We start from the raw sequence: 20,840 nt of genomic DNA, 5'->3' as shown, positions 1-20,840 counted from the left end.
CACCTTTAATTTGCTTAGTTCTCTCAATCCCTGATTAAGCCGAATAACTATTGACCCATGTCAAAGTCGGCATATCATTATGAGGCATTCTACCAAACTATCGAAATTTTGACTAAAATTTTCCCTAATTTCCCTACTTTATACTACAAGCCCCTACCATGAAAATCATCCCTATCTCAAATAACACGAACACAAACAATGAATTACCGGAATTCGACCGCGAATTGATTGCCAGTTTGCCATCAAGCGGCCCACGTTATACATCCTATCCGACCGCCGACCGCTTCCATGAAGGCTTTAAAGAAGCCGAATATATCCAAGCTTTAAGCCTGCGCAACATGGGCGCGCTCAACAAACCCCTTTCGCTCTACATCCACATCCCCTTCTGCAATACCATCTGCTATTACTGCGGCTGCAACAAAATCATTACCAAAGACAAAAGCCGTGCCGATGCCTATATCCAGTATCTGGAAAAAGAAATGGAATTGCTGGCACCACATTTGGGCGGAAGACACCAGCTTGCGCAACTCCACTTCGGCGGCGGCACGCCGACATTCCTAAGCGACGACCAACTCGAACGCGTCTTCGAAATGATCCGAAAATACTTCCAGCTCATCCCCAACGGCGAATACTCCATCGAAATCGACCCGCGCAAAGTCAGCCGCGAAACCGTCCTCAAACTGGGCAAACTCGGTTTCAACCGCATGAGTGTCGGCATTCAAGACTTTGACCCTAAAGTGCAGGAAGCGGTCAACCGCATTCAAAGTTATGAAGAAACTAAAGAAGTAATTGATGCCGCGCGTGAAGCCGGATTTAAATCGGTCAGCGTCGATTTGATTTACGGCCTGCCGCACCAAAACACCGAAAGCATCAAAACTACCATTGACACGGTCTTATCCCTCGATCCCGACCGCCTCGCCCTTTACCACTACGCCCACCTGCCGCATATCTTCAAACCGCAACGCCGTATCGACACCAATGTCGTTCCCAGCAGCGAAGAAAAACTCGATATGCTGCAATATTGCGTCCAAACCCTGACTGAGCGCGGCTACGTTTTCATCGGCATGGACCATTTTGCCAAACCTGACGACGAGCTCTCCATCGCCCTCAAAGAAGGCTTCCTGCAACGCAACTTCCAAGGCTACTCGACCTATGCCGACTGCGACTTGGTGGCGATCGGCGTGTCCTCTATCGGCAAAATCGGCAGCACCTACTCCCAAAACGAGCGCGACATCGATGCCTATTACGTCGCACTCAATGCCGGACATCTGCCGATTATGCGCGGCTACCAGCTCAATCAAGACGATATTTTGCGCCGCAACATCATTCAGGATTTAATGTGCCGCTTCTCGCTTGATTATCAAATTTACGAAAGCGTGTTCGGCATTCCGTTTAGCCGCTATTTTGTAGCGGAACTGGAAGATATGAAGCAACTGGAAACCCTCGGTCTGGTTCGTCTCAAACCGCACGGCCTGACCGTTACGCCGAAGGGCCGTTTCCTGATCCGCAACATCGCTATGGTGTTCGATTATCATCTGCGCCATAAAGAAACCAAAGCCAAATACTCGCAAACCGTATAAACAGAAATGGAAAAGGTCGACTGAAAATTTTCAGACGACCTTTGTTTTTATTTTCAATACTTTCGGGTAACATAAAACCATATTTTCCGCTTTATCAGAATTCAAAGTTAATTTGTATAGGCGCGTATCCTATGGTTACCGAACAGCAAAACGATATCCTCAGCATCAATCAAGTACAGCTTCTCCTTGCTGAAAAACGCACGGCACTTGCTATCATGCGTACGGGTATTGCCGTTTTCGCACTCCCTTTGTCTATTTTCAGTGCGCTGATTGCGACATCGAAATGGTACGAGGCCGTTGATGTTTGGCCTTTGCTCGTACTGGTCAGTCTGATGAACATCAGCTTGATTATTTTCTCGGTCTATCTGATTACCCGCTCGCTCCGTAGAATGCACCAATATGACCGGCTGATTGCCGATATCAAATACAACAATCAGTCTTTGCGCAAACTGATTAAGTCATAAAATGCAGATAGTTGGGGCTACACATAGGTCGTCTGAAAATCAAAATATAGCGGAACTCCAAATATGTATTAAAACATGATTCTGCCAAACATACCGTAATTATTCTTGGTGACGTTACTGTATACTTTGCTCCCCCATTTGAATGGATACGATACCATTGCAGTAATTGGGATTAGAATGAACAACAAATATAAAGAATGGATAAAAATCATACTACTCCCTCATTTAATAACGGCTATTTTCTTAGGGCCGGCAATAATTGTTTTTTGGTCAGGTGGATTTATCGGTCTCTATTCTGTTATAAACGTGTTCAGTGAATTAGGTTCGCTTAAATATTATATTTATATTGGAATTCCTTTAATTTTTATAATGTTCTTACTTGGGTTTTATTGGAAAAATCTGACGATAGGGAAGATACTGACTTCTTCTGCGATATATTTATGGTTTCTCTTAGTTTTTTTATACCTAGGGTGGCAGATATAAACTTATTGAAATGATCAACTCAATTGGATATTGGTAGGAACCCTGCTGGATACACCGATCGTGTTTAGACAAATACGAATGCAGTCTGCACTTTTGGTTTGTCCGGTCTCTTGTCTCAAACACTTTTAAAATATGGAACAACCCGATTTTTTCCCCATCCCCAGCCCCTGTATCGGCGTTTGTGAAGCCAATGCCAAAGGTTATTGCAAAGGCTGCCTGCGCAGCCGGGAAGAGCGCTTGTACTGGCTCCAGATGACCGACAGCCAAAAGCATCAAGTCATGCACCTTCTATCCCTCAGGAAAGCCAAAATCCGCAACCGCAAACTAGAAAAACCCGAAACGGGCGAACATCCGGTTCAAAACCTACTCGATTTCTAAATTGCCCTTGCCTACCGCACACCACAATAAGGAAAAACATGAAAAAACTGCTTGCCTGCCTGCTTGTACCATTGACTACCCTCGCCCTGGGCGCCTGCAAACCCGCCGCAACTTCACCCGAAAGCAAACCCACCGAACTTAACTGGCAGCAGCCTAAACTGACCAGCAATGTTTGGAAAATCAGCAAAGAAGGCCAACCAGACTCCTATCTGCTCGGCACCATCCACATGGGACGAACCAATCAAACCTTGTCTTCCGATGCCCTCAAACTGTTGCAATCCACCGACCAACTAACGACAGAAGTTGACGCATTGCCAGACAGCAGTCCGGAAACGAAAAAAATGTATCAAAAATACTTCAAGGAAGTCATGAGTACCGAACCGCTCAGCCGCAAGCTTGGCAAAACAGATTTCCGTCTTTTACAAGAAATCTATTCACAAAATGAAGAAAGCCGACCCATCGCCCAAATTGCCGACAAACTCCATCCGTGGGCCGCATTCATTTTTTCCGGCAGTACATTTCCCAAAGGGTATAGCTCAGAAACCGGTGCAGATATGTTGCTGACCAACGCGGCCGCCGGTATCAATAAGCCGCGTGGTTCATTGGAAAGCTTGGACAATGTTACCGCGATCTTCAAAGCCCAGCCTGAAGAAACCATGCTCAACTTTCTGAAAGCCAGTATTAAAACCAATAAAGAAGAAACCGAAGATATCAAAAAACTCCATCAAGCCTATTCAGACGGCCGCTTTGAAGAACTCATTCCACTTTTGGAAGAAACCGAACAACGCACCCTCAAACTTGTTGATGCCAAATACGCCAAAGCCATGTCCGATTGGCTGAAAAACGACCTCCTGATCCGCCGCAACTTGGCATGGCTACCTGAAATCCGCAAGCAATCGGCCAAACAAAGCACCCTCTTTGCTGTCGGTATTGCCCATTTACCCAGCGAAAAAGGCTTAATCGAACTGCTACGTAAAGAAGGCTATCAAGTAACGCCCGAACCCAAAGTCCTGATTTGGCAATAAACCCAATCAAACAACAAGGCCGTCTGAAAGTCTTTCTTTCAGACGGCCTTTATTAATCTCTATTAAATGAAGCTGTAAGCAATGTTGAGCGTAACAATCAATCGCCCAATGCAGCTACCATCACCGCTTTAATCGTGTGCATCCGGTTTTCTGCCTGATCAAACACAATGCTGGCTTCGCTTTCGAAAACTTCTTCCGTTACTTCCACACCATTCAGACCGAATGTCTCATAAATCCATTCACCGACTTTGGTTTCACGATTATGGAAAGCAGGCAGGCAATGCATAAACTTGACTTGCGGATTTTCCGCCGCCGCCATCAATTCAGGCGTAACTCGGTAATCTTTCAGCAAATCGATACGTTCCTGCCACGCCTCTTTAGGCTCACCCATGCTGACCCACACATCGGTATGGATAAAATCCACGCCTTTTACGGCTTCTTTCACATTCTCCGTCAACAGAATCCGTCCGCCGCTCTCTTTGGCAACAGCCTGCACCGTCTCGATAATGTTTTCAGACGGACACAAACTTTTCGGCGCACCGATACGCACGTCCATGCCCAGTTTCGCAGCCAACACCAGCAACGAATTGGCCATGTTGTAACGCGCATCGCCGACGTAGGCAAACGCAATTTGGTTCAAAGGCTTGTCGCTATGCTCGCGCATCGTCAGCGCATCAGCAAGCATTTGAGTCGGGTGGAACTCGTTGGTCAAACCATTGAACACAGGCACGCCTGCATACTTGGCCAGCTCTTCCACTACATCCTGCCCAAAACCGCGATATTCGATGCCGTCAAACATCCGCCCCAAAACACGCGCCGTATCCTTAATGCTTTCCTTATGCCCGATTTGGCTGGCAGAAGGCTCCAGATAAGTTACCCCTGCCCCTTGGTCACGTGCGGCCACTTCAAACGCGCAACGGGTGCGGGTTGATGTTTTCTCGAAAATCAGGGCAATGTTTTTTCCCTGCATCCGCTGCACCTCGCGCCCTGCTTTTTTAGCGGCTTTCAATTCGGCGGCAAGGTCGAGATAGGCAGTAATTTCTTCCGGCGTAAAATCCAAAAGTTTTAAAAAATGGCGGTTTTTCAGGCTCATGTCTTATTTCTCTTTTTCTAGTGTGGGCATTGCCCAACATTTTTCTCCATGCAGATTTCGTCAGGCTTCCACCGACCTTCTGCTGCTCAATTTTTTTTAACGTGCGAAGCCTGCTCGAAGCATGACCCCTTATCCTCTATCAAAACTCAAAATAAGGCCGTCTGAACTTCGCCTCGCTCCAAGGCAAGCAACGATTGTTTGCGGTTCAAACCGCCTGCGTAGCCGGTCAGCTTGCCGTCGCTGCCGATAACGCGGTGGCAGGGAATCAAGATAGACACCTTGTTCTGCCCGTTTGCAGCGGCAACGGCACGAATGGCTTTAGGATTACCCAACTGTTGCGCCTGCTCCTTGTAGCTGCGCGTTTCACCGTAAGGAATAGTCAGCAGCTCATTCCACACCTGCTGCTGAAAGGCCGTGCCTATCGTTTCTAAAGGCGTCGCAAAAACTTTCAGACGGCCTTGAAAGTATAAATCCAATTCTTGGCGCAAAAGTTGCGTTTGCTCATTTTCTTGGAAAATAAACTGCCCGCGCAAAGCTTTTTGGACAGCCATGATTTCCTGTTCCATATGTTTCTGACCGACAAATTCCAGCAGACACAAACCCCTACTGCCGAACACCGCCAACATCTCGCCCAACGGCGTGGCAACCGCAGCCGCAGTCAGTTCGTGCGGACTATCAGGATAACGCGTTTCCAACAGTAGGATAGCTCGGCAGATACGGATATATTCTTCGGGAGCGCAACCGATACAGTCAATAAAATCCTGCTCAAACTGCTTGGCTTCGTGTTCCGTAAACCGCTCGTACATCGGGGCTTCAAGGTCGGCGGAAAAGTCTGTTTCCAATAGTTCTCGGATTTCATTCCACTTTGCTGGAAGCGCGTCTAAAGAAGGCAGAGTAATCATCTGCATTTACTCCCGATAATCAACAAACCCCAAACGATTACCCGACGGATCGAAAAATTCCACAGCCCATCCGGTACGAATACGGAAAGGTTCACTTAGAAAACGGATATTTCTACCCTGTAACGCCGCATACTTCACCCGCACATCATCCACTTCAATCCACACGGCAGGCGTCATATTGGGAAATTTTTTCCGCTCTTTAAGAATAATAGCAGCTTCTTCTTCGCCCACCCGAAAAGCAACCATACCGCTTTCGGAAAAGTCGAATTTAACGGGCAAATCCAGTACATCTTGATAAAAACGGCAACTAGTAGCCAGATCATCTGCAGGAAAGAAAAAATTATCGTACTTCAATTTTTCTCCTTATCAACTAATTGTTATCGCAGTATTGCTTAAGAAAAATATACACCATTTTATCAGGCTAATATCCTACTTTTTCAGACGGCCTTTTTCACTTCAACAAACGTTTCAACATACCTTCATATACCGCCGACAGCTTCGGAATATCTTCCAAACGTACGTTTTCGTTGATTTGGTGGATGGTCGCATTGGACGGGCCTAACTCGATGAGTTCTTTAGCAATGGCTTTGATGAAGCGTCCGTCCGAAGTGCCGCCGGTGGTGGACAATTCGGCCTCAACACCACAAATCTCGGCAATGGCTTCGCGTGCCACGTCGGTCAGTTTTCCTGCCTGAGTCAGGAAAGGTTGGCCTGAGCAAGACCACTGCAAATCGTATTGCACGCCGTGTTTGTCCAAAATGGCGTGGACGCGTTGTCTCAGACCTTCTTCGGTGGACTCGGTAGAGAAACGGAAATTGAATTTGACGTTCAGCTCACCAGGAATAACGTTGGTCGCGCCTGTGCCGCCGTTGATATTGGAAATTTGGAAACTGGTCGGCGGAAAGTATTCGTTGCCCTCGTCCCAGACTTCTTGTGTCAGCTCCAGCAAGGCCGGGGCAAAAGTATGCACGGGATTGATTGCCAAATGCGGATAGGCAATATGGCCTTGCTTGCCTTTGACGGTCAGGTTGCCCGACAACGAGCCGCGTCGGCCGTTTTTCAACATATCGCCCAATTTATCCACGGCAGTCGGTTCGCCAACGATACAGTAATCAATCAACTCGCCGCGCGCTTTCAATACATCAACAACTTTGGTTGTGCCGTCCAGTGCATCGCCCTCTTCGTCGGAAGTAATCAGAAGCGCAATGCTGCCTTGATGATTGGGATGTTCGGCAACGAAACGCTCACAGGCGGTAACGAAGCAGGCAATGCTGGTTTTCATGTCCGCCGCGCCGCGGCCATACAGACGGTCTTCACGCTCGGTCGGTTCAAACGGAGGCGAATCCCATTTTTCAACAGGGCCTGTCGGCACAACGTCGGTATGTCCGGCAAAGCAGAACACCGGAGCCTGAGTACCGCGGCGCAACCAAATGTTTTTGGTGTCGCCGAAATGAAGCTCTTCTACGGCAAAACCGATTTCTTGTAGGCGTTCGGCCAGCAGTTGTTGGCAGTTTTGGTCATCCGGTGTAACGGACGGGCGGGAAATCAGCGCTTTGGCAAGCTCTAGGGATTGGGTCTCGGTCATATTTGTTCACTTTGAGAAACAGGCCGTCTGAAACGTTCTGAATATAATTTTCAGACGGCCTTGAGTTCATTTGAAGATACTGAATGGGCAGTCTGCCTTTCGGTATTCTGAGTTATTTTCCATGGCAAGCTTCATAAAGTGGCAGTAAGTCTTCCACTGTTTCCACTATCCATTTCGCGACATCCTGCTTGCCTAAATCATCACGTTCGATGTGCTTCCCGATACAGAAGAAATCTTTGTCGTCTCGAAGCTTTCTATCGCCGTCGCTTTGCTGGGCGACGGTACGATAATCGTCATATTCGCTTTCCGCACCGTGCCACATATCGAATGAAGCGTATTTTTCAGTATCAAAATTATCCAGCCAGCGGTTGTAATCAGGCAGCGCAATAGGTGAAACATCGGCTTTATAGCAGTGCCAATCCAAGCTGACACTCAAACGGCGGCGGTTGAGCAAAATCGATAAAATCGCTGCGGAATTTTTATATTGTTCGTATTTGAAATAGGCAAAGAAATGAGCGCGAACCTGCCAGCCGTTACACCAGCGTTCGATATGCGGCGGCGCAAACGGTGCACCCAATTCGGCGGCAACCTGCTGGATCAGCTGCTGCCATACCTGCCAGTTTTCTTTATAGTCTGCCTTGATTTGCGGAATGCTTTCAGGCTGGTATTTTTTAAGCTGGGAAAACTGGAAAAAAGGGATATTGAACAAATCGCAACTTTTTGGGGTCAGCATAGTGTATTCCTTGAGACGATTGTTTCAGACGACCTTATTTGCGGCGGCGTGCGGCCATAATTTCGCCGATTTCGGTCAGTTTTTCTTTGGGGATAAAGGTTTTGCCCATATCAAACAGCGGCTCTTCAATCGCCAGATGAATATCATATCCTGCGACAAAGCGTTTGAACGTTTCCGCATCGGGGACATAGGCGTTGTCCGCTTCAAGCTTGGCAAATTCAGCCGCTACGCCGTCCCAGTTGTTGTGCAGGCTGATATGTTGGCGCAAAAGCTCGTCAACGCTTTCTTGAGCTTGCGGCGCATATTGCAATAGAAGCGGGAAGAAATTTTCTTCTTCGTCTTCATGGTGCAACGGCGCGGCAACATTAAAATATTGGGCAATCTGGCGGATGGTTTGCAAAACGATTTGATTACAGCCATTTTCGGCAATATAGTCCGACAACATGGCAACCTGGCTGCAGAAACGGCGCACTTTGCCATGACAGGCGTATAGCATTTCAATGGGTTCGGCAAAAGTAACGCTTTTGGTTTCAAACGGATTCATGGTTTTGAGGTTTTATTCTTAAATTAATGTTTCCAGATTATAACAAAACAGCCTGCGCAAGGCAGGCTGTCTGTTTTTAAGCTTAATGCGGATTAGTCAACCAAAGTAACTTTACCGTTCATCAAAGCACCGTGACCTGGGAAGGTACAAGCGAATTTGTATTCGCCGCCAGCCAATTTAGCAGGATCCAGAGTCAGGGAAGCTTCTTCGCCGCCGCCAACCAGTTTGGTGTGGGCAACAACGCGTGCGTCGTCAGGTTTAACGTAGTCAGTTGCAGCAGCACCGGCACCGTCTTTGAAAATACCGTCCATGTCTTCGGCTTTACCGATGACGATGTTGTGACCCATGCTTTCTTTAGGTTGGGTACCGGTGTGTTTCAAAGTGATGGTGAATTCTTTACAAGCTTTGCTTACTTGGATTTCTTTAGTGTTGAACTGCATAGCGTCGTTGGCTTCAACAGTAGTTGCGCAGTTGCCGGCAGCAGGAGCGGCGGCAGCATCGGCTGGAGCAGCTTCAGAGGCAGGAGCGGCATCGGCAGGTGCAGTAGTTTCTGCAGGAGCAGCTTCAGAAGCAGCGGAAGCAGCAGGTGCTTCAGCAGGTTTTGCAGCTTCTTGAGAGCATGCAGCCAAGCCGATAACGGCAGCGGAAATCAGAGCCAGATAAGCTTTCATTGATGTATCTCCTAATGATGAGAGTCTTGTTAAGTTCTATTAATAGAACCCGCGCGAATATATTAACAAAGGCAAATGTCAAACTTAAACTTATTCACGCAGAGTGATAAGAAATTCAGGCGTTATTTTGCTACAAACTTCACACGAAATCAAAATTTCAGGCCAAGTTTACATCAGTTTACCTAAAAGAAAACAGTTACTGTTTAGGTCGTATTTCTTTAGTATTAGATGCTATCAGTCAAATGAAATAAATTTTAACATTTATTAACCATAATCTCATTCGGCATGATTTTAGCGGCTGTGCTTGCGCACCAATTCTGCCAATGCCGCCGCCAATTCGGGATGTTTGCCTTCCAATTTGGCTGCCGCCTCATCGAAGCTGTCTAAAGCTGCCTCGCTCAATCTCAAACTATTGGTTTTCGGCTGAGCCAGAGGCTTGGGAACTACCCTGACCACCACTTCCCTGACGCCTGTATGCAATGTTTGCAACTTGGGCAACATGGCAGGCAGGATCATTTTCAAACGCGAAGCAGCCATATTATTGGCGGCAAGCAAGACCAATCTTCCGTCTTCTACGCAGGCCGTCTGAAAATGCGGATGCAGGTTGGCCGGCAAAACCGTTTTGATTTTTGCATCCAATTTCCGCCATTGTTGCGATTGTTGCAACAAGCCCGCCAATAAATGATTGCGCTTGCCTAATTGTGCTAAATCCATATATTTCAGACGGCCTCTCAGTAAATTAACCAAACAATTACAATTGAAATACAGCAAAACCGCCTTTATTTCAAACAGCATTACCGCGTTATACAAGCGCTTGTGTTAAAATCCCAATTTCGCCCACTATTATATCAAGGCGCAGGAATTATTCATGCTGACAAACATTGCTAAGAAAATCTTCGGCAGCCGCAACGACCGCCTGCTGAAACAATATCGTAAATCCGTTGCCAAAATCAACGCACTTGAGAAACAAATGCAGGCCTTGAGCGATGCAGAACTGCAAGCTAAAACAGCCGAATTCAAACAACGTCTCGCTGACGGGCAAAGCCTGGACGACATCTTGGTCGAAGCCTTTGCCGTCTGCCGCGAAGCATCGAGCCGTGTATTGGGCATGCGCCACTTCGATGTACAGCTGATCGGCGGTATGGTTCTGCACAACGGTAAAATTGCCGAAATGCGTACCGGTGAAGGTAAAACTCTGGTGGCCACCCTTGCCGTTTACCTGAATGCATTGTCAGGGAAAGGCGTACACGTCGTTACCGTCAACGACTACCTTGCCTCCCGTGACGCGAGCATTATGGAACCGTTGTACAACTTCTTAGGCTTGAGCGTCGGCGTAATCGTAGCCGATTTGCAACCTTTCGAACGCCAAACCGCTTACGGTGCCGACATTACTTACGGTACAAATAACGAGTTCGGCTTCGACTACCTGCGCGACAATATGGTTACCGACCAATACGACAAAGTTCAGCGCGAATTGAACTTTGCCGTTGTTGACGAAGTGGACTCTATTCTGATCGACGAAGCGCGTACGCCGCTGATTATTTCCGGCCAGGCAGATGACAACATCCAGCTCTACCGCGTAATGGATGCCGTTCCGGCCCACCTTATCCGCCAAGAAACCGAAGAAGGCGAAGGCGATTACTGGGTGGACGAAAAAGCACACCAAGTTATTCTGAGCGAAGCCGGTCACGAACACGCCGAGCAAATCCTGACCCAAATGGGCTTATTGCAGGAAAACGACTCGCTCTACTCTGCCGCCAATATTTCCCTGATGCACCACCTCATGGCGGCATTACGTGCGCACACCCTGTTCCACAAAGACCAACACTACGTCATTCAAGACGGTGAAATCGTGATTGTGGACGAATTCACAGGCCGTCTGATGGCTGGCCGCCGTTGGTCCGAAGGCTTGCACCAAGCCGTTGAAGCCAAAGAAGGCGTAGAAATCAAACGCGAAAACCAAACGCTTGCATCTATTACCTTCCAAAACTACTTCCGCCTGTACAACAAACTGTCCGGCATGACCGGTACAGCCGACACCGAAGCCTTCGAGTTCCAAAGCATTTACAACCTCGAAACCGTCATCATCCCGACCAACCGTCCTGTACAACGTAAAGACTTCAACGACCAAATCTTCCGCTCAGCCGAAGAAAAATTTGAAGCCGTTGTCAAAGACATCGCCGAATGCCACAAAAACGGCCAACCGGTTTTGGTCGGTACAACCAGCATCGAAAATTCCGAACTGGTTTCTGACTTATTACGCAAAGCCGGTCTGCCGCATAACGTTCTGAACGCCAAAGAACACGAGCGCGAGGCATTGATTGTGGCCCAAGCCGGTAAAGTCGGCGCAATTACCGTTGCCACCAACATGGCCGGCCGCGGTACCGATATTGTCTTGGGCGGCAACCTCAAACATCAAATCGAAGCCATCCACGCCGATGAAACCCTGAGTGAACAGCAAAAACAAGCGCAAATTTCCGCCCTTGAAAGCGGTTGGCAAACCGAACACGACCAAGTTGTGGCCGCAGGCGGTTTGCACATTATCGGTACCGAACGCCACGAAAGCCGCCGTATCGACAACCAGTTGCGCGGTCGCGCGGGCCGTCAGGGCGACCCCGGCTCCAGCCGTTTCTATCTGTCGTTTGAAGACCCATTATTGCGTCTCTTTGCACTCGACCGTGCCGCCGCCATCCTCAACCGCTTGGCTCCTGAGCGCGGCGTTGCCATCGAACACGGCCTTCTGACCCGTCAAATCGAAGGCGCACAACGTAAAGTCGAAGGCCGCAACTTCGATATGCGTAAACAAGTTTTGGAATACGATGACGTTGCCAATGACCAACGTAAAGTGATTTACCATCAACGTAACGAAATCCTGACCAGCAAAGACGTCAGCGATTTGACCCGCGAAATCCGCGCCGACGTTATCAGCGACTTGGTTGATTACCACATCCCGCCTGACAGCATGGAAGAGCAATGGGACATTCCGGCACTTGAGCACCAACTTGCCGCCGATTTCCGCCTGCATGTCAATATCAAAGGCTGGCTGAAAGAAGACAGCACTTTGGACAACCAAGACATTAAAGAACGCCTCATCAAGCGTATCGAAGACGAATATGCCGAAAAAGTCGAATTGGTCGGCAAACAGGCTATGTCTGACTTCGAACGCAATGTTATGCTGCAAGTTATCGACAACCAATGGCGCGAACACCTCGCCGCCATGGACTACCTGCGCCAAGGCATCCATCTGCGCAGCTATGCTCAGAAAAATCCGAAACAGGAATACAAACGCGAAGCTTTCGACATGTTTGAAAATCTGTGGCGCGGTATCAAACAAAACATTGCCGCTTTGCTGACTGCCGTTCAAATCGAGCGCAACAGCGAATACGACCACACTGCCGCACAAAGCGTCAGCGATGTTCAAACCGTCCACTCCGATGCGCCTGATATGGAAGAATTGCTCGGTCAATCGCAAACCGATTTGGTTACCGAAGCATTCGATCCTGACGGCACAGACTTCAGCCCTGAAGCGCTTGCACAAAACGGCCTAATTGTTCACCGCAACGATCCTTGCCCTTGCGGCAGCGGCCTGAAATACAAGCAGTGCCACGGTAAATTAAACTAAGCAGTCATCTCAAAAGGCCGTCTGAATAAGTGTAAAAACGAAATCAAAGATTCTCGTTTCACCGTTCAGACGGCCTGAGAATTATCCAAATAAGCAAAAAATTTCCAAACCCAATTTCAAAAGAGTATCCCTATGGCAGGCAATACCTTCGGACAAATCTTTACCGTTACCACTTTCGGCGAAAGCCACGGCGCAGGCTTAGGCTGCATCATCGACGGCTGCCCGCCAGGATTAGAATTGAGCGAAGCGGATATCCAGATTGACCTTGACCGCCGCAAACCCGGCACCAGCCGCCACGTTACCCAACGCCGCGAAGCCGACCAAGTCGAAATCCTCTCCGGCGTATTCGAAGGCAAAACCACCGGTACACCTATCGCCCTCCTAATTCGCAATACCGACCAACGCAGCAAAGACTATGGCAATATCGCCACCAGCTTCCGCCCCGGACATGCCGATTACACCTACTGGCACAAATACGGTACACGCGACTATCGCGGCGGCGGTAGAAGTTCTGCCCGCGAAACCGCTGCCCGCGTTGCAGCCGGAGCAGTTGCAAAAAAATGGCTGAAAGAAAAATTCGGCACGGAAATCACCGCCTACGTTACCCAAGTCGGCGAACAAGAAATCCAGTTTGAAGGCTACGAACATATTTCCCAAAATCCTTTTTTGCAGCAAACCAAAGCCAAATTGAGGACTTGGAAAACTATATGGACAGCGTGCGCAAATCATTGGATTCTGTCGGCGCAAAACTTCATATCGAAGCAGCCAACGTCCCTATCGGCTTGGGAGAACCGGTTTTTGACCGCCTCGATGCAGAAATTGCCTATGCCATGATGGGCATTAATGCCGTCAAAGGCGTTGAAATCGGTGCAGGTTTTGATAGCGTAACGCAACGCGGCAGCGTGCATGGCGACGAGCTCACGCCTCAAGGTTTTCTATCCAACCACTCAGGCGGCATCTTGGGCGGCATCAGCACCGGACAAGACATTCATATGAATATTGCCATCAAACCGACCAGTTCCATCGCCACACCGCGCCGCAGTATTGATATAGAAGGCAATCCTGTCGAGCTTGCCACACACGGCCGCCACGACCCCTGCGTCGGATTACGCGCCGCCCCGATTGCCGAAGCCATGCTGGCATTGGTCTTGATCGATCACGCCTTACGCCATCGCGCGCAAAATGCCGATGTTCAGGTCAATACACCAGACATCGCCAAATTGGAAAAATAACCGTTTATTTCTGAATATTCTCAGAAAAATTTAGCCAAATCACAGTCTTTATACTACAATAGCACCTTATTGCCGTATGACGAAAATACGGATTTATATTAGAGGAATACAACCGCAATGGCACAAGAAACCGCTTTGGGCGCTGCGCTGAAATCTGCCGTCCAAACTATGAGCAAGAAAAAACAGACAGACATGATTGCCGACCACATTTACGGCAAATATGATGTATTCAAACGATTCAAACCGTTGGCCGTCGGCATCGACCAAGACTTGGTTGCCGCCCTACCCCAATACGACCCTGCACTGATTGCACGCGTACTGGCCAACCACTGCCGCCGTCCGCGCTATCTGAAAGCCCTGGCTCGCGGCGGTAAACGTTTTGACTTGAACAACCGCTTCAAAGGCGAAGTCAGCGCAGAAGAACAAACCATCGCCCAACAGCACCCAGCCGTTCAACAGGCATTGGCTGCACAAGCCGAACGCCAAGCCGCTAAGGCTACCGCTGAAGCAGAAGCGGCTCCTGCACAAGCTGAGACCAACGAAGCTGCTGAATAATGTTCAGACGGCCTGATAAGGCTTGCACTAAATAAATAGAGAGCCCCCAATTCAATACGACATCTTTAACGTCGATGAATTGGGGCTTTTTTACTGTCTTAACCTTATAGTGGGCTGATTAAAAATAGCTTTGCTTGTTCATAACAAACCAAAATCTCCTCTTAATGAACATAAGAAAAGGCCGTCTGAAATATCTTTCAGACGGCCTTTTGAAATAAAATAATCAATTAAAACACGGCTTGCAAAACCAAATAGCTGACAACAGACAAAACGGCAGCGGCAGGCAAGGTAATAACCCAAGCAAGGCCGATCGGTTTCATCAATTTCCAGTTGGCATTGCGGTTAACCAAGCCGATACCCAAAACTGCACCCACCAAAATATGGGTACTGGAAACAGGCAAGCCCATAAATGATGCGGCCATCACGACGGCGGCAGCAGAAAGCTCGGCTGAGAAGCCTGACGCTGGGTGCATTTCTGCCAAGCTGGTGCCTACGGTTTTAATCACTTCTTTACCGACAAACCATAAGCCGACGATCAAAGCGATACCGAAAGTCAACATGGCAATTGGCGGCACGGCGTTTTGAGCGGTAATGCTGTTGGTACGCAGCACATCCATAATCGCGGCAAACGGACCAATCGCATTGGCAATATCGTTCGCACCATGGCTGAATGCGAAACCGCAAGCGGTAAACACCTGCATCCATGAAAACATTTGGAAAGTCGATTTATCCAAATCTTTGCGTTTCAAACTTTTGGCAAATACAAACGTACCCATCCAAATAGCCGCACCGATCATGAAAATGGTCAGGAAGCTGTTGACATTGCTCATGCCCAAATGCAGATTTTTCAGACCTTTGAAAATCAACATAGCCGCAATCATCATGCCGCCGACAGAGGCAATAAACGGCACCCAAGAATGCAGGGCTTTGTAAGAATCCACTTTGCCCTTACGGCTGTCAAAGCGGTGCAGACCGCGATAATACTCAGACTGCAATTCTTCAGGATCAAAGTCCGGCTCATCATAGATTTGGGCATCGTGCGCCATTTTGGTGGCGTATTCGACTTTTTCAGATTCACTCAAGGCTTCAAAAAACAGGCGGTGCTCTTCTTTATAGGCTTTCTTCTCCAACTTGATGCCTTTGAGCGTATTATCGGCCCAAGAGTTGTAGTCCAAAACGTTTTTCTTAATTCGTGAAAACAATAGATAGGAAACGATACCGCCCAATACCGGAGACAAAATCCAAGACAAGGCAATTTCGCCCAACTTGTCCCATTGAATCAGCGCAACGGAATCCACACCGTTCAATGCCGCCATACACAAGGCACTACCGACGATACCGCCGATAATGGCATGTGTCGTGGAAACCGGCAGGCCTTTGCGTGATGCGAAAAGCAGCCACAATGCCGCAGCCAAAAGCGCAGACATCATAATAAAGACAAACTGCATCGGATCCAGATGCATGCCATTCAAATCGACAATACCCTTACGGATGGTATCTGTTACCTCGCCACCGGCAATCACTGCGCCGCTGACTTCAAATACTGCCGCAATCAGCAAGGCTTGCGGAATGGTCAAAGTGCCGGAACCAACACTTGTACCGAAAGAGTTGGCAATATCGTTACCACCCACATTAAACGCCATGAAGACGCCGAAAAAGGTAGCAAGGATAAACAGGCCGGAGTGGTTGTAGTGGGTATAACCCAGGCCCCAATAAATAAAATAGCCGACCATGCTCACAAGCATAGCGGCAAAAACCGTATTAATCAGCTTCAAGTTCGCACTCGACTGAGTTTGAGCCATGGAAAGTTTCCTTTTGGAAAACATGTTGAGTCACGTTATTTTAACCTTTTTGTAATCTTTCTTGCACCAACTATTTACATTAAATGCCGAAATTCCCGTAAAAACGTCAAAAGGCGTTAAAATGTCGTTTTACCTTCTCTTTCTGTAACCGAAATGCAACCCCAATACTATATCGGCATCATGTCCGGAACCAGCATGGACGGTGCCGATGCCGTACTGATTCAAATGCAGGGCAAGCAATGGCAACGTGCTGTCGCCCACAGCTTTCTACCCTATTCAGACGGCCTGCGCCAAGAATTGTTGGCACTGCAAGACATAAGCGAAAATGAATTGCACAGAAGCAATATCCTGGCGCAAACACTCAGCCGACTATACGCCCAAACCGTCCAACAACTATTGGCAGAACAAAACCTGTCGGCCAAAGACATTGCCGCAATCGGCTGCCACGGACAAACCATCCGCCATGCGCCTGAACACGGTTACAGCATTCAACTGGTTAACCTCTCTCTGTTAGCTGAACTGACCGGCATTTTCACTGTCGGCGACTTCCGCAGCCGCGACCTTGCCTGTAACGGCCAAGGTGCGCCCCTCGTCCCAGCCTTTCACGAAGCGCTGTTTCGAGATGCGAATGAAACCCGAGCCGTACTCAACATTGGAGGCATTTCCAATATCAGCATCCTCCCGCCCGACAGCCCTTCTTTCGGCTTCGATACCGGCCCCGGCAATATGCTGATGGATGCATGGATGCAACATATCTGGCAGCAGCCTTACGACAAAAACGGGGAAAAAGCCGCACAAGGCAAAATCCTTCCCGACCTGCTCGCTAACCTGCTCGACCATCCTTACTTCAGCCGCCCTTATCCGAAAAGTACAGGCCGAGAGTTGTTTTCCCTAAGCTGGCTTCAAGGCCGTCTGAAAGGTAATGAAAAGCCGGAAGATGTGATACGCACATTGGTCTTTTATACCGCACAAACCATTTTTGACGCGACCAAACAAGCTGCTCCGGCGATTCATCATCTTTATATCTGCGGCGGCGGCATCCGCAATCCGGTTTTGATGCAAGACTTGGAAACCCTGTTTTCTCCCGACACCAAATTGCACAGCACAGCCAAGCTCCATCTTGACCCGCAATGGGTCGAAGCCGCCGCTTTTGCCTGGCTTGCAGCCTGTTGGTGCAATCAAGTTCCAAGCAATCCCTACCATGCGACGGGCGCACATTCACACCGAATTTTAGGCTCGGGACATTACGGCAACTAAAGCCGGATAAATAAAAAGGCCGTCTGAACATTTTCAGACGGCCTTTACCATACTAACTCTTCACTTATTCCTCTTCTGGCAAACGGTTGATTTTCACACGGGCAATCCGTTGTCCGTCTTTTTCAACCACTTCAAAACGCCAGCCGTGATAATCGATGAAATCGCCTACATCAGGAATACTTTGCAACTCTTCCATAATCAAGCCGGCAACGGTATGAAAGTCCGCATCTTCCTCTTGAGCAGGCAGATTTAACTGAGAAGCCAATTCCACATACTCCAATGCACCATCCACAGACAGTGTTTCATCCTGACTGGCTGGAGCAGCTTCTTCTTCCTCACGCTCAAACTCTTCGGGGAATTCACCGGCAATGGTTTCCAACAAATCTTTCATGGTTACCATACCTAACACCGCACCAAACTCATCCACCACCAACGCATAATCCGCGCTGCTTTGACGGAACAATTCAATCGCATTTAACGCCGTCGTACTGTCCGGCAAAATCAATGGCTGGCGCAAGGCCGTCTGAATATTGATTTCTCCCGATTCAAGCAGCTGGTTCAGCAAATCTTTTTTACTGATATAGCCCAAAGGCTCATCTACACCTGCCTTACCGACAACCAACAAACGGCTATACGGCGTATTTTTCAACTGCGCATTTTGTTCTTCCCGACTTTGGGAAATATCCAATTTCTCGATTTCCCGACGCGGAATCATCACGCCCATAATCGGACGCTCCGCCAAAGTCAGCACGCTGCGAATCATAGATTTTTCGTTTTCTTCAAAATGCTCGTCATCGCCGCCGTTATCGCCTGCTTTTGCCAAAATGCTTTCGCGGATACCCATCATACCCAACACATTTTCAGCGGTGCGTTTTCGCCAAGAAGTGCTGATGTAGTCATTTTTGCGGGCATTCTTTTGCGAAACCTGATTAAACAGTTCGATCAAAATCGAGAAGCCGATCGCCGCATACAAATAGCCTTTCGGAATATGGAAATGGAAGGCTTCCGCGATCAGGCTGAAACCAATCATCAACAAGAAACCCAGACACAACATCACAACGGTCGGATGCTTGTCCACAAAGGCAGTCAACGGTTTGCTGGCGGAAATCATCACCGTCATCGCCACAACCACTGCACCCATTGCCACCACAATATGATCCACCATCGCCACTGCCGTAATAACAGAATCGATAGAGAAAACCGCATCCAAAATCAAGATTTGCGCCACAACACCCCAAAAGGAAGAATGCTTCTTCTGCCCTTCAGCAACAGCAAATTGATTGTGGCCTTCAAGGCGTTCGTGCAGCTCGGTAGTCGCTTTATAAAGCAGGAAAATACCGCCGGCAAACATAATCATGTCTTTACCGGAAATCTCCAAACCGCCCAACTCAAACAAAGGACGCGTCAGCGTCATGATGTGCGCCATAAAGCCCAGCATAAAAATCCGAATAACTACGGCCAAACCCAAGCCCGTTATCCGTGCCCTATCCCGTTGCGACGGTTTGACCTTGTTTGCCAAAATCGCTACGAAAACAAGGTTATCAATACCTAAAACAACTTCCAAAACCAGAAGCGTGGCAAAGCCTATCCAAGTATGCGGCTCGGCCAACCAACTGAAATCCATAATGATTGCGTTCCTTTAAAATACAAAAAGGCAGCCGTTCCGCTTAAAACGGACAGACTGCCAAAGTTCGGACATAAATAAAGGGAAAGAAGCGGTATAACAACTACTCTGCTCTGCGTCTTTCATGAAAAATTTATGCCTCGGTCAAAAATAATGGCAAACAGTTTATCAGTTTGACGAAAGAAAGGCAAAGTCTGACAGCATATTTTCTTTTAAAAACAGCCTATACCATCACTTACCCGCTTTCAGACGGCCTTTTCTTACTTGATAAAACCATCAATCGACGCATAACCCAAAAAATCTGCCTGCTCATTCAATATCACAACCCATTCTTTACTTCGCGCACTGGTAAACGGCAAGAAATACAACTCTTTCCCATTGTTTTCCAATGAAGTCTGTTTAAAAATTGATTCCTCACTCATGCCACGGGCTTTTGCCAAGACAGACAACGGTTTCATTACCTTACGAATTTTCTCACGCTCTTGCTGCGAATCTGGCAACCACCAAGAAGGTCTCATACTCGGTTCAATGCCTTTCAAAGACAAATCAAGACTTTGGTTAGCCTCATCCGGACTCATTGCTTCACGTAACCCAACACGGTGCACGCCAAACCAAGATAAATCCTGCAAATCCTTCAGGGCATGGCGCAAATCATTTACATCAATTTCTGCAGCAGTTACCACATTTATCCTATCGGTTTCGAATGCGGAAACCACTGGACGCGCCAAAGATACGCTGTACAAACCATAAATTAAAGCAGCCAGCTGAATCATGCCGATTAAGGAAAAATCAATAATCCTCTCTTTAAGTTTCTTGCTCGGACTGGCAAGAATCAAAGTCAGCAACGGGCCGCAAACAATATCTACTGAAATGACCAGTTTATATAAAGCTAATCCACCTGTCAGCTCAGCATACGGATAAGGATACCAAACTCTGAATACCAACAAAGCGGCCAATCCTGCCAAAATCAGACTAATCAACAAATGCCATGCCGCATTTTTTAATGCAAACCGAAAGCGTGATGAAGAATGTAATTTATGTGCGTTTTCCATAGATAACAATAAAATATTATTTTTTCTATAAATATTATGTACAGTTTAAAAAATAAATGAGATATTTAAATATATTGGCAGGCCGTCTGAAAATTGGAGCATTAAGTACAACCATCTCACCAAGCATTTCAATATCTGAAAAAGACTAACAAATAAATAATAAATAAAATAAAAACCACCATGTAACATGGTGGCTTTCAAATCTGGCTCCCCGACCTGGGCTCGAACCAGGGACCTG

Annotated in this window: 18 protein-coding genes and 1 pseudogene; 8 read left to right on the top strand and 11 right to left on the bottom strand. The window is 47.9% G+C overall.

Annotated elements, in window-relative coordinates; all coding sequences use genetic code 11:
• Positions 1 to 158 precede the first annotated feature (158 nt).
• From hemN to HMPREF3022_RS04175, 4 genes are all read left to right on the top strand, one after another.
• Positions 159 to 1,580 (top strand): oxygen-independent coproporphyrinogen III oxidase, encoded by a 1,422-nt coding sequence (gene hemN, locus HMPREF3022_RS04195; RefSeq protein WP_049331147.1) that lies wholly within the window; start codon positions 159 to 161, stop codon positions 1,578 to 1,580.
• Positions 1,581 to 1,711: 131 nt separating this feature from the next.
• Positions 1,712 to 2,044, top strand: a complete 333-nt coding sequence (locus HMPREF3022_RS04190; RefSeq protein WP_049331146.1) for a hypothetical protein — start codon at positions 1,712 to 1,714, stop codon at positions 2,042 to 2,044.
• A gap of 615 nt (positions 2,045 to 2,659) precedes the next feature.
• The gene (locus tag HMPREF3022_RS04180; RefSeq protein ID WP_036472649.1) at positions 2,660 to 2,905 is read left to right on the top strand and encodes a DUF1289 domain-containing protein; all 246 of its coding nucleotides are present in this window, start codon (positions 2,660 to 2,662) and stop codon (positions 2,903 to 2,905) included.
• Positions 2,906 to 2,943: 38 nt separating this feature from the next.
• On the top strand, positions 2,944 to 3,930 hold the full coding sequence (locus HMPREF3022_RS04175; protein ID WP_049331142.1) for a TraB/GumN family protein: 987 nt from the start codon (positions 2,944 to 2,946) through the stop codon (positions 3,928 to 3,930).
• 97 nt (positions 3,931 to 4,027) lie between these two features.
• Here HMPREF3022_RS04175 and argF read toward each other — a convergent pair whose 3' ends face one another.
• The 8 genes from argF to HMPREF3022_RS04135 form a co-directional block, all read right to left on the bottom strand.
• Positions 4,028 to 5,023, bottom strand: a complete 996-nt coding sequence (argF, locus tag HMPREF3022_RS04170) for an ornithine carbamoyltransferase (protein ID WP_070765171.1) — start codon at positions 5,021 to 5,023, stop codon at positions 4,028 to 4,030.
• A gap of 146 nt (positions 5,024 to 5,169) precedes the next feature.
• A complete protein-coding gene (locus tag HMPREF3022_RS04165) occupies positions 5,170 to 5,925 on the bottom strand; it encodes a methylated-DNA--[protein]-cysteine S-methyltransferase (protein WP_049331229.1) in 756 nt (251 codons plus the stop codon).
• A 6-nt stretch (positions 5,926 to 5,931) separates the two neighbouring features.
• Positions 5,932 to 6,279 (bottom strand): VOC family protein, encoded by a 348-nt coding sequence (locus HMPREF3022_RS04160; protein WP_049331139.1) that lies wholly within the window; start codon positions 6,277 to 6,279, stop codon positions 5,932 to 5,934.
• A 97-nt stretch (positions 6,280 to 6,376) separates the two neighbouring features.
• On the bottom strand, positions 6,377 to 7,510 hold the full coding sequence (gene dapE / locus HMPREF3022_RS04155; RefSeq protein WP_070765170.1) for a succinyl-diaminopimelate desuccinylase: 1,134 nt from the start codon (positions 7,508 to 7,510) through the stop codon (positions 6,377 to 6,379).
• A gap of 112 nt (positions 7,511 to 7,622) precedes the next feature.
• Positions 7,623 to 8,243, bottom strand: coding sequence for a glucose-6-phosphate 1-dehydrogenase family protein (locus tag HMPREF3022_RS04150; protein ID WP_004519621.1), 621 nt, complete (start codon positions 8,241 to 8,243; stop codon positions 7,623 to 7,625).
• 34 nt (positions 8,244 to 8,277) lie between these two features.
• Complete coding sequence (locus HMPREF3022_RS04145; RefSeq protein ID WP_049331137.1) at positions 8,278 to 8,787, bottom strand: hemerythrin domain-containing protein; 510 nt, start codon at positions 8,785 to 8,787, stop codon at positions 8,278 to 8,280.
• Positions 8,788 to 8,879: 92 nt separating this feature from the next.
• A complete protein-coding gene (gene azu / locus HMPREF3022_RS04140) occupies positions 8,880 to 9,458 on the bottom strand; it encodes an azurin (RefSeq protein WP_003748712.1) in 579 nt (192 codons plus the stop codon).
• 291 nt (positions 9,459 to 9,749) lie between these two features.
• Entirely contained in the window at positions 9,750 to 10,172 is a 423-nt protein-coding gene (locus HMPREF3022_RS04135) for a DciA family protein (RefSeq protein WP_049331227.1), read from the bottom strand.
• Between the two features lie 154 nt (positions 10,173 to 10,326).
• Between HMPREF3022_RS04135 and secA the strand changes: the two genes are divergently transcribed.
• The 3 genes and pseudogenes from secA to HMPREF3022_RS04120 all read left to right on the top strand — a co-directional run bounded on the left by secA (position 10,327) and on the right by HMPREF3022_RS04120 (position 14,867).
• Positions 10,327 to 13,080 carry a preprotein translocase subunit SecA gene (secA, locus tag HMPREF3022_RS04130; protein ID WP_049331136.1) on the top strand — a complete coding sequence of 918 codons (2,754 nt, stop codon included), beginning with the start codon at positions 10,327 to 10,329 and terminating at the stop codon, positions 13,078 to 13,080.
• Between the two features lie 132 nt (positions 13,081 to 13,212).
• Positions 13,213 to 14,312, top strand: a pseudogene (aroC, locus tag HMPREF3022_RS04125) (chorismate synthase).
• Between the two features lie 117 nt (positions 14,313 to 14,429).
• On the top strand, positions 14,430 to 14,867 hold the full coding sequence (locus HMPREF3022_RS04120) for a ProQ/FINO family protein (RefSeq protein WP_049331130.1): 438 nt from the start codon (positions 14,430 to 14,432) through the stop codon (positions 14,865 to 14,867).
• 227 nt (positions 14,868 to 15,094) lie between these two features.
• Here HMPREF3022_RS04120 and HMPREF3022_RS04115 read toward each other — a convergent pair whose 3' ends face one another.
• On the bottom strand, positions 15,095 to 16,669 hold the full coding sequence (locus HMPREF3022_RS04115) for an inorganic phosphate transporter (protein WP_049331128.1): 1,575 nt from the start codon (positions 16,667 to 16,669) through the stop codon (positions 15,095 to 15,097).
• A gap of 153 nt (positions 16,670 to 16,822) precedes the next feature.
• Here HMPREF3022_RS04115 and HMPREF3022_RS04110 point away from each other — a divergent pair, with 153 nt between their 5' ends.
• Entirely contained in the window at positions 16,823 to 17,926 is a 1,104-nt protein-coding gene (locus tag HMPREF3022_RS04110) for an anhydro-N-acetylmuramic acid kinase (protein ID WP_070765169.1), read from the top strand.
• Positions 17,927 to 17,990: 64 nt separating this feature from the next.
• On the opposite strand, the gene HMPREF3022_RS04105 is transcribed toward HMPREF3022_RS04110, so the two are convergent.
• Both HMPREF3022_RS04105 and HMPREF3022_RS04100 read right to left on the bottom strand, forming a co-directional pair.
• Entirely contained in the window at positions 17,991 to 19,550 is a 1,560-nt protein-coding gene (locus HMPREF3022_RS04105; protein WP_049331125.1) for a TerC family protein, read from the bottom strand.
• Positions 19,551 to 19,810: 260 nt separating this feature from the next.
• Complete coding sequence (locus HMPREF3022_RS04100; protein ID WP_049331124.1) at positions 19,811 to 20,602, bottom strand: hypothetical protein; 792 nt, start codon at positions 20,600 to 20,602, stop codon at positions 19,811 to 19,813.
• Positions 20,603 to 20,840 lie beyond the last annotated feature (238 nt).

Source organism: Neisseria sp. HMSC065C04, assembly GCF_001815375.1.
Lineage (GTDB): Bacteria > Pseudomonadota > Gammaproteobacteria > Burkholderiales > Neisseriaceae > Neisseria > Neisseria flavescens_D.
This window is presented reverse-complemented; position numbering and strand designations above follow the sequence as displayed.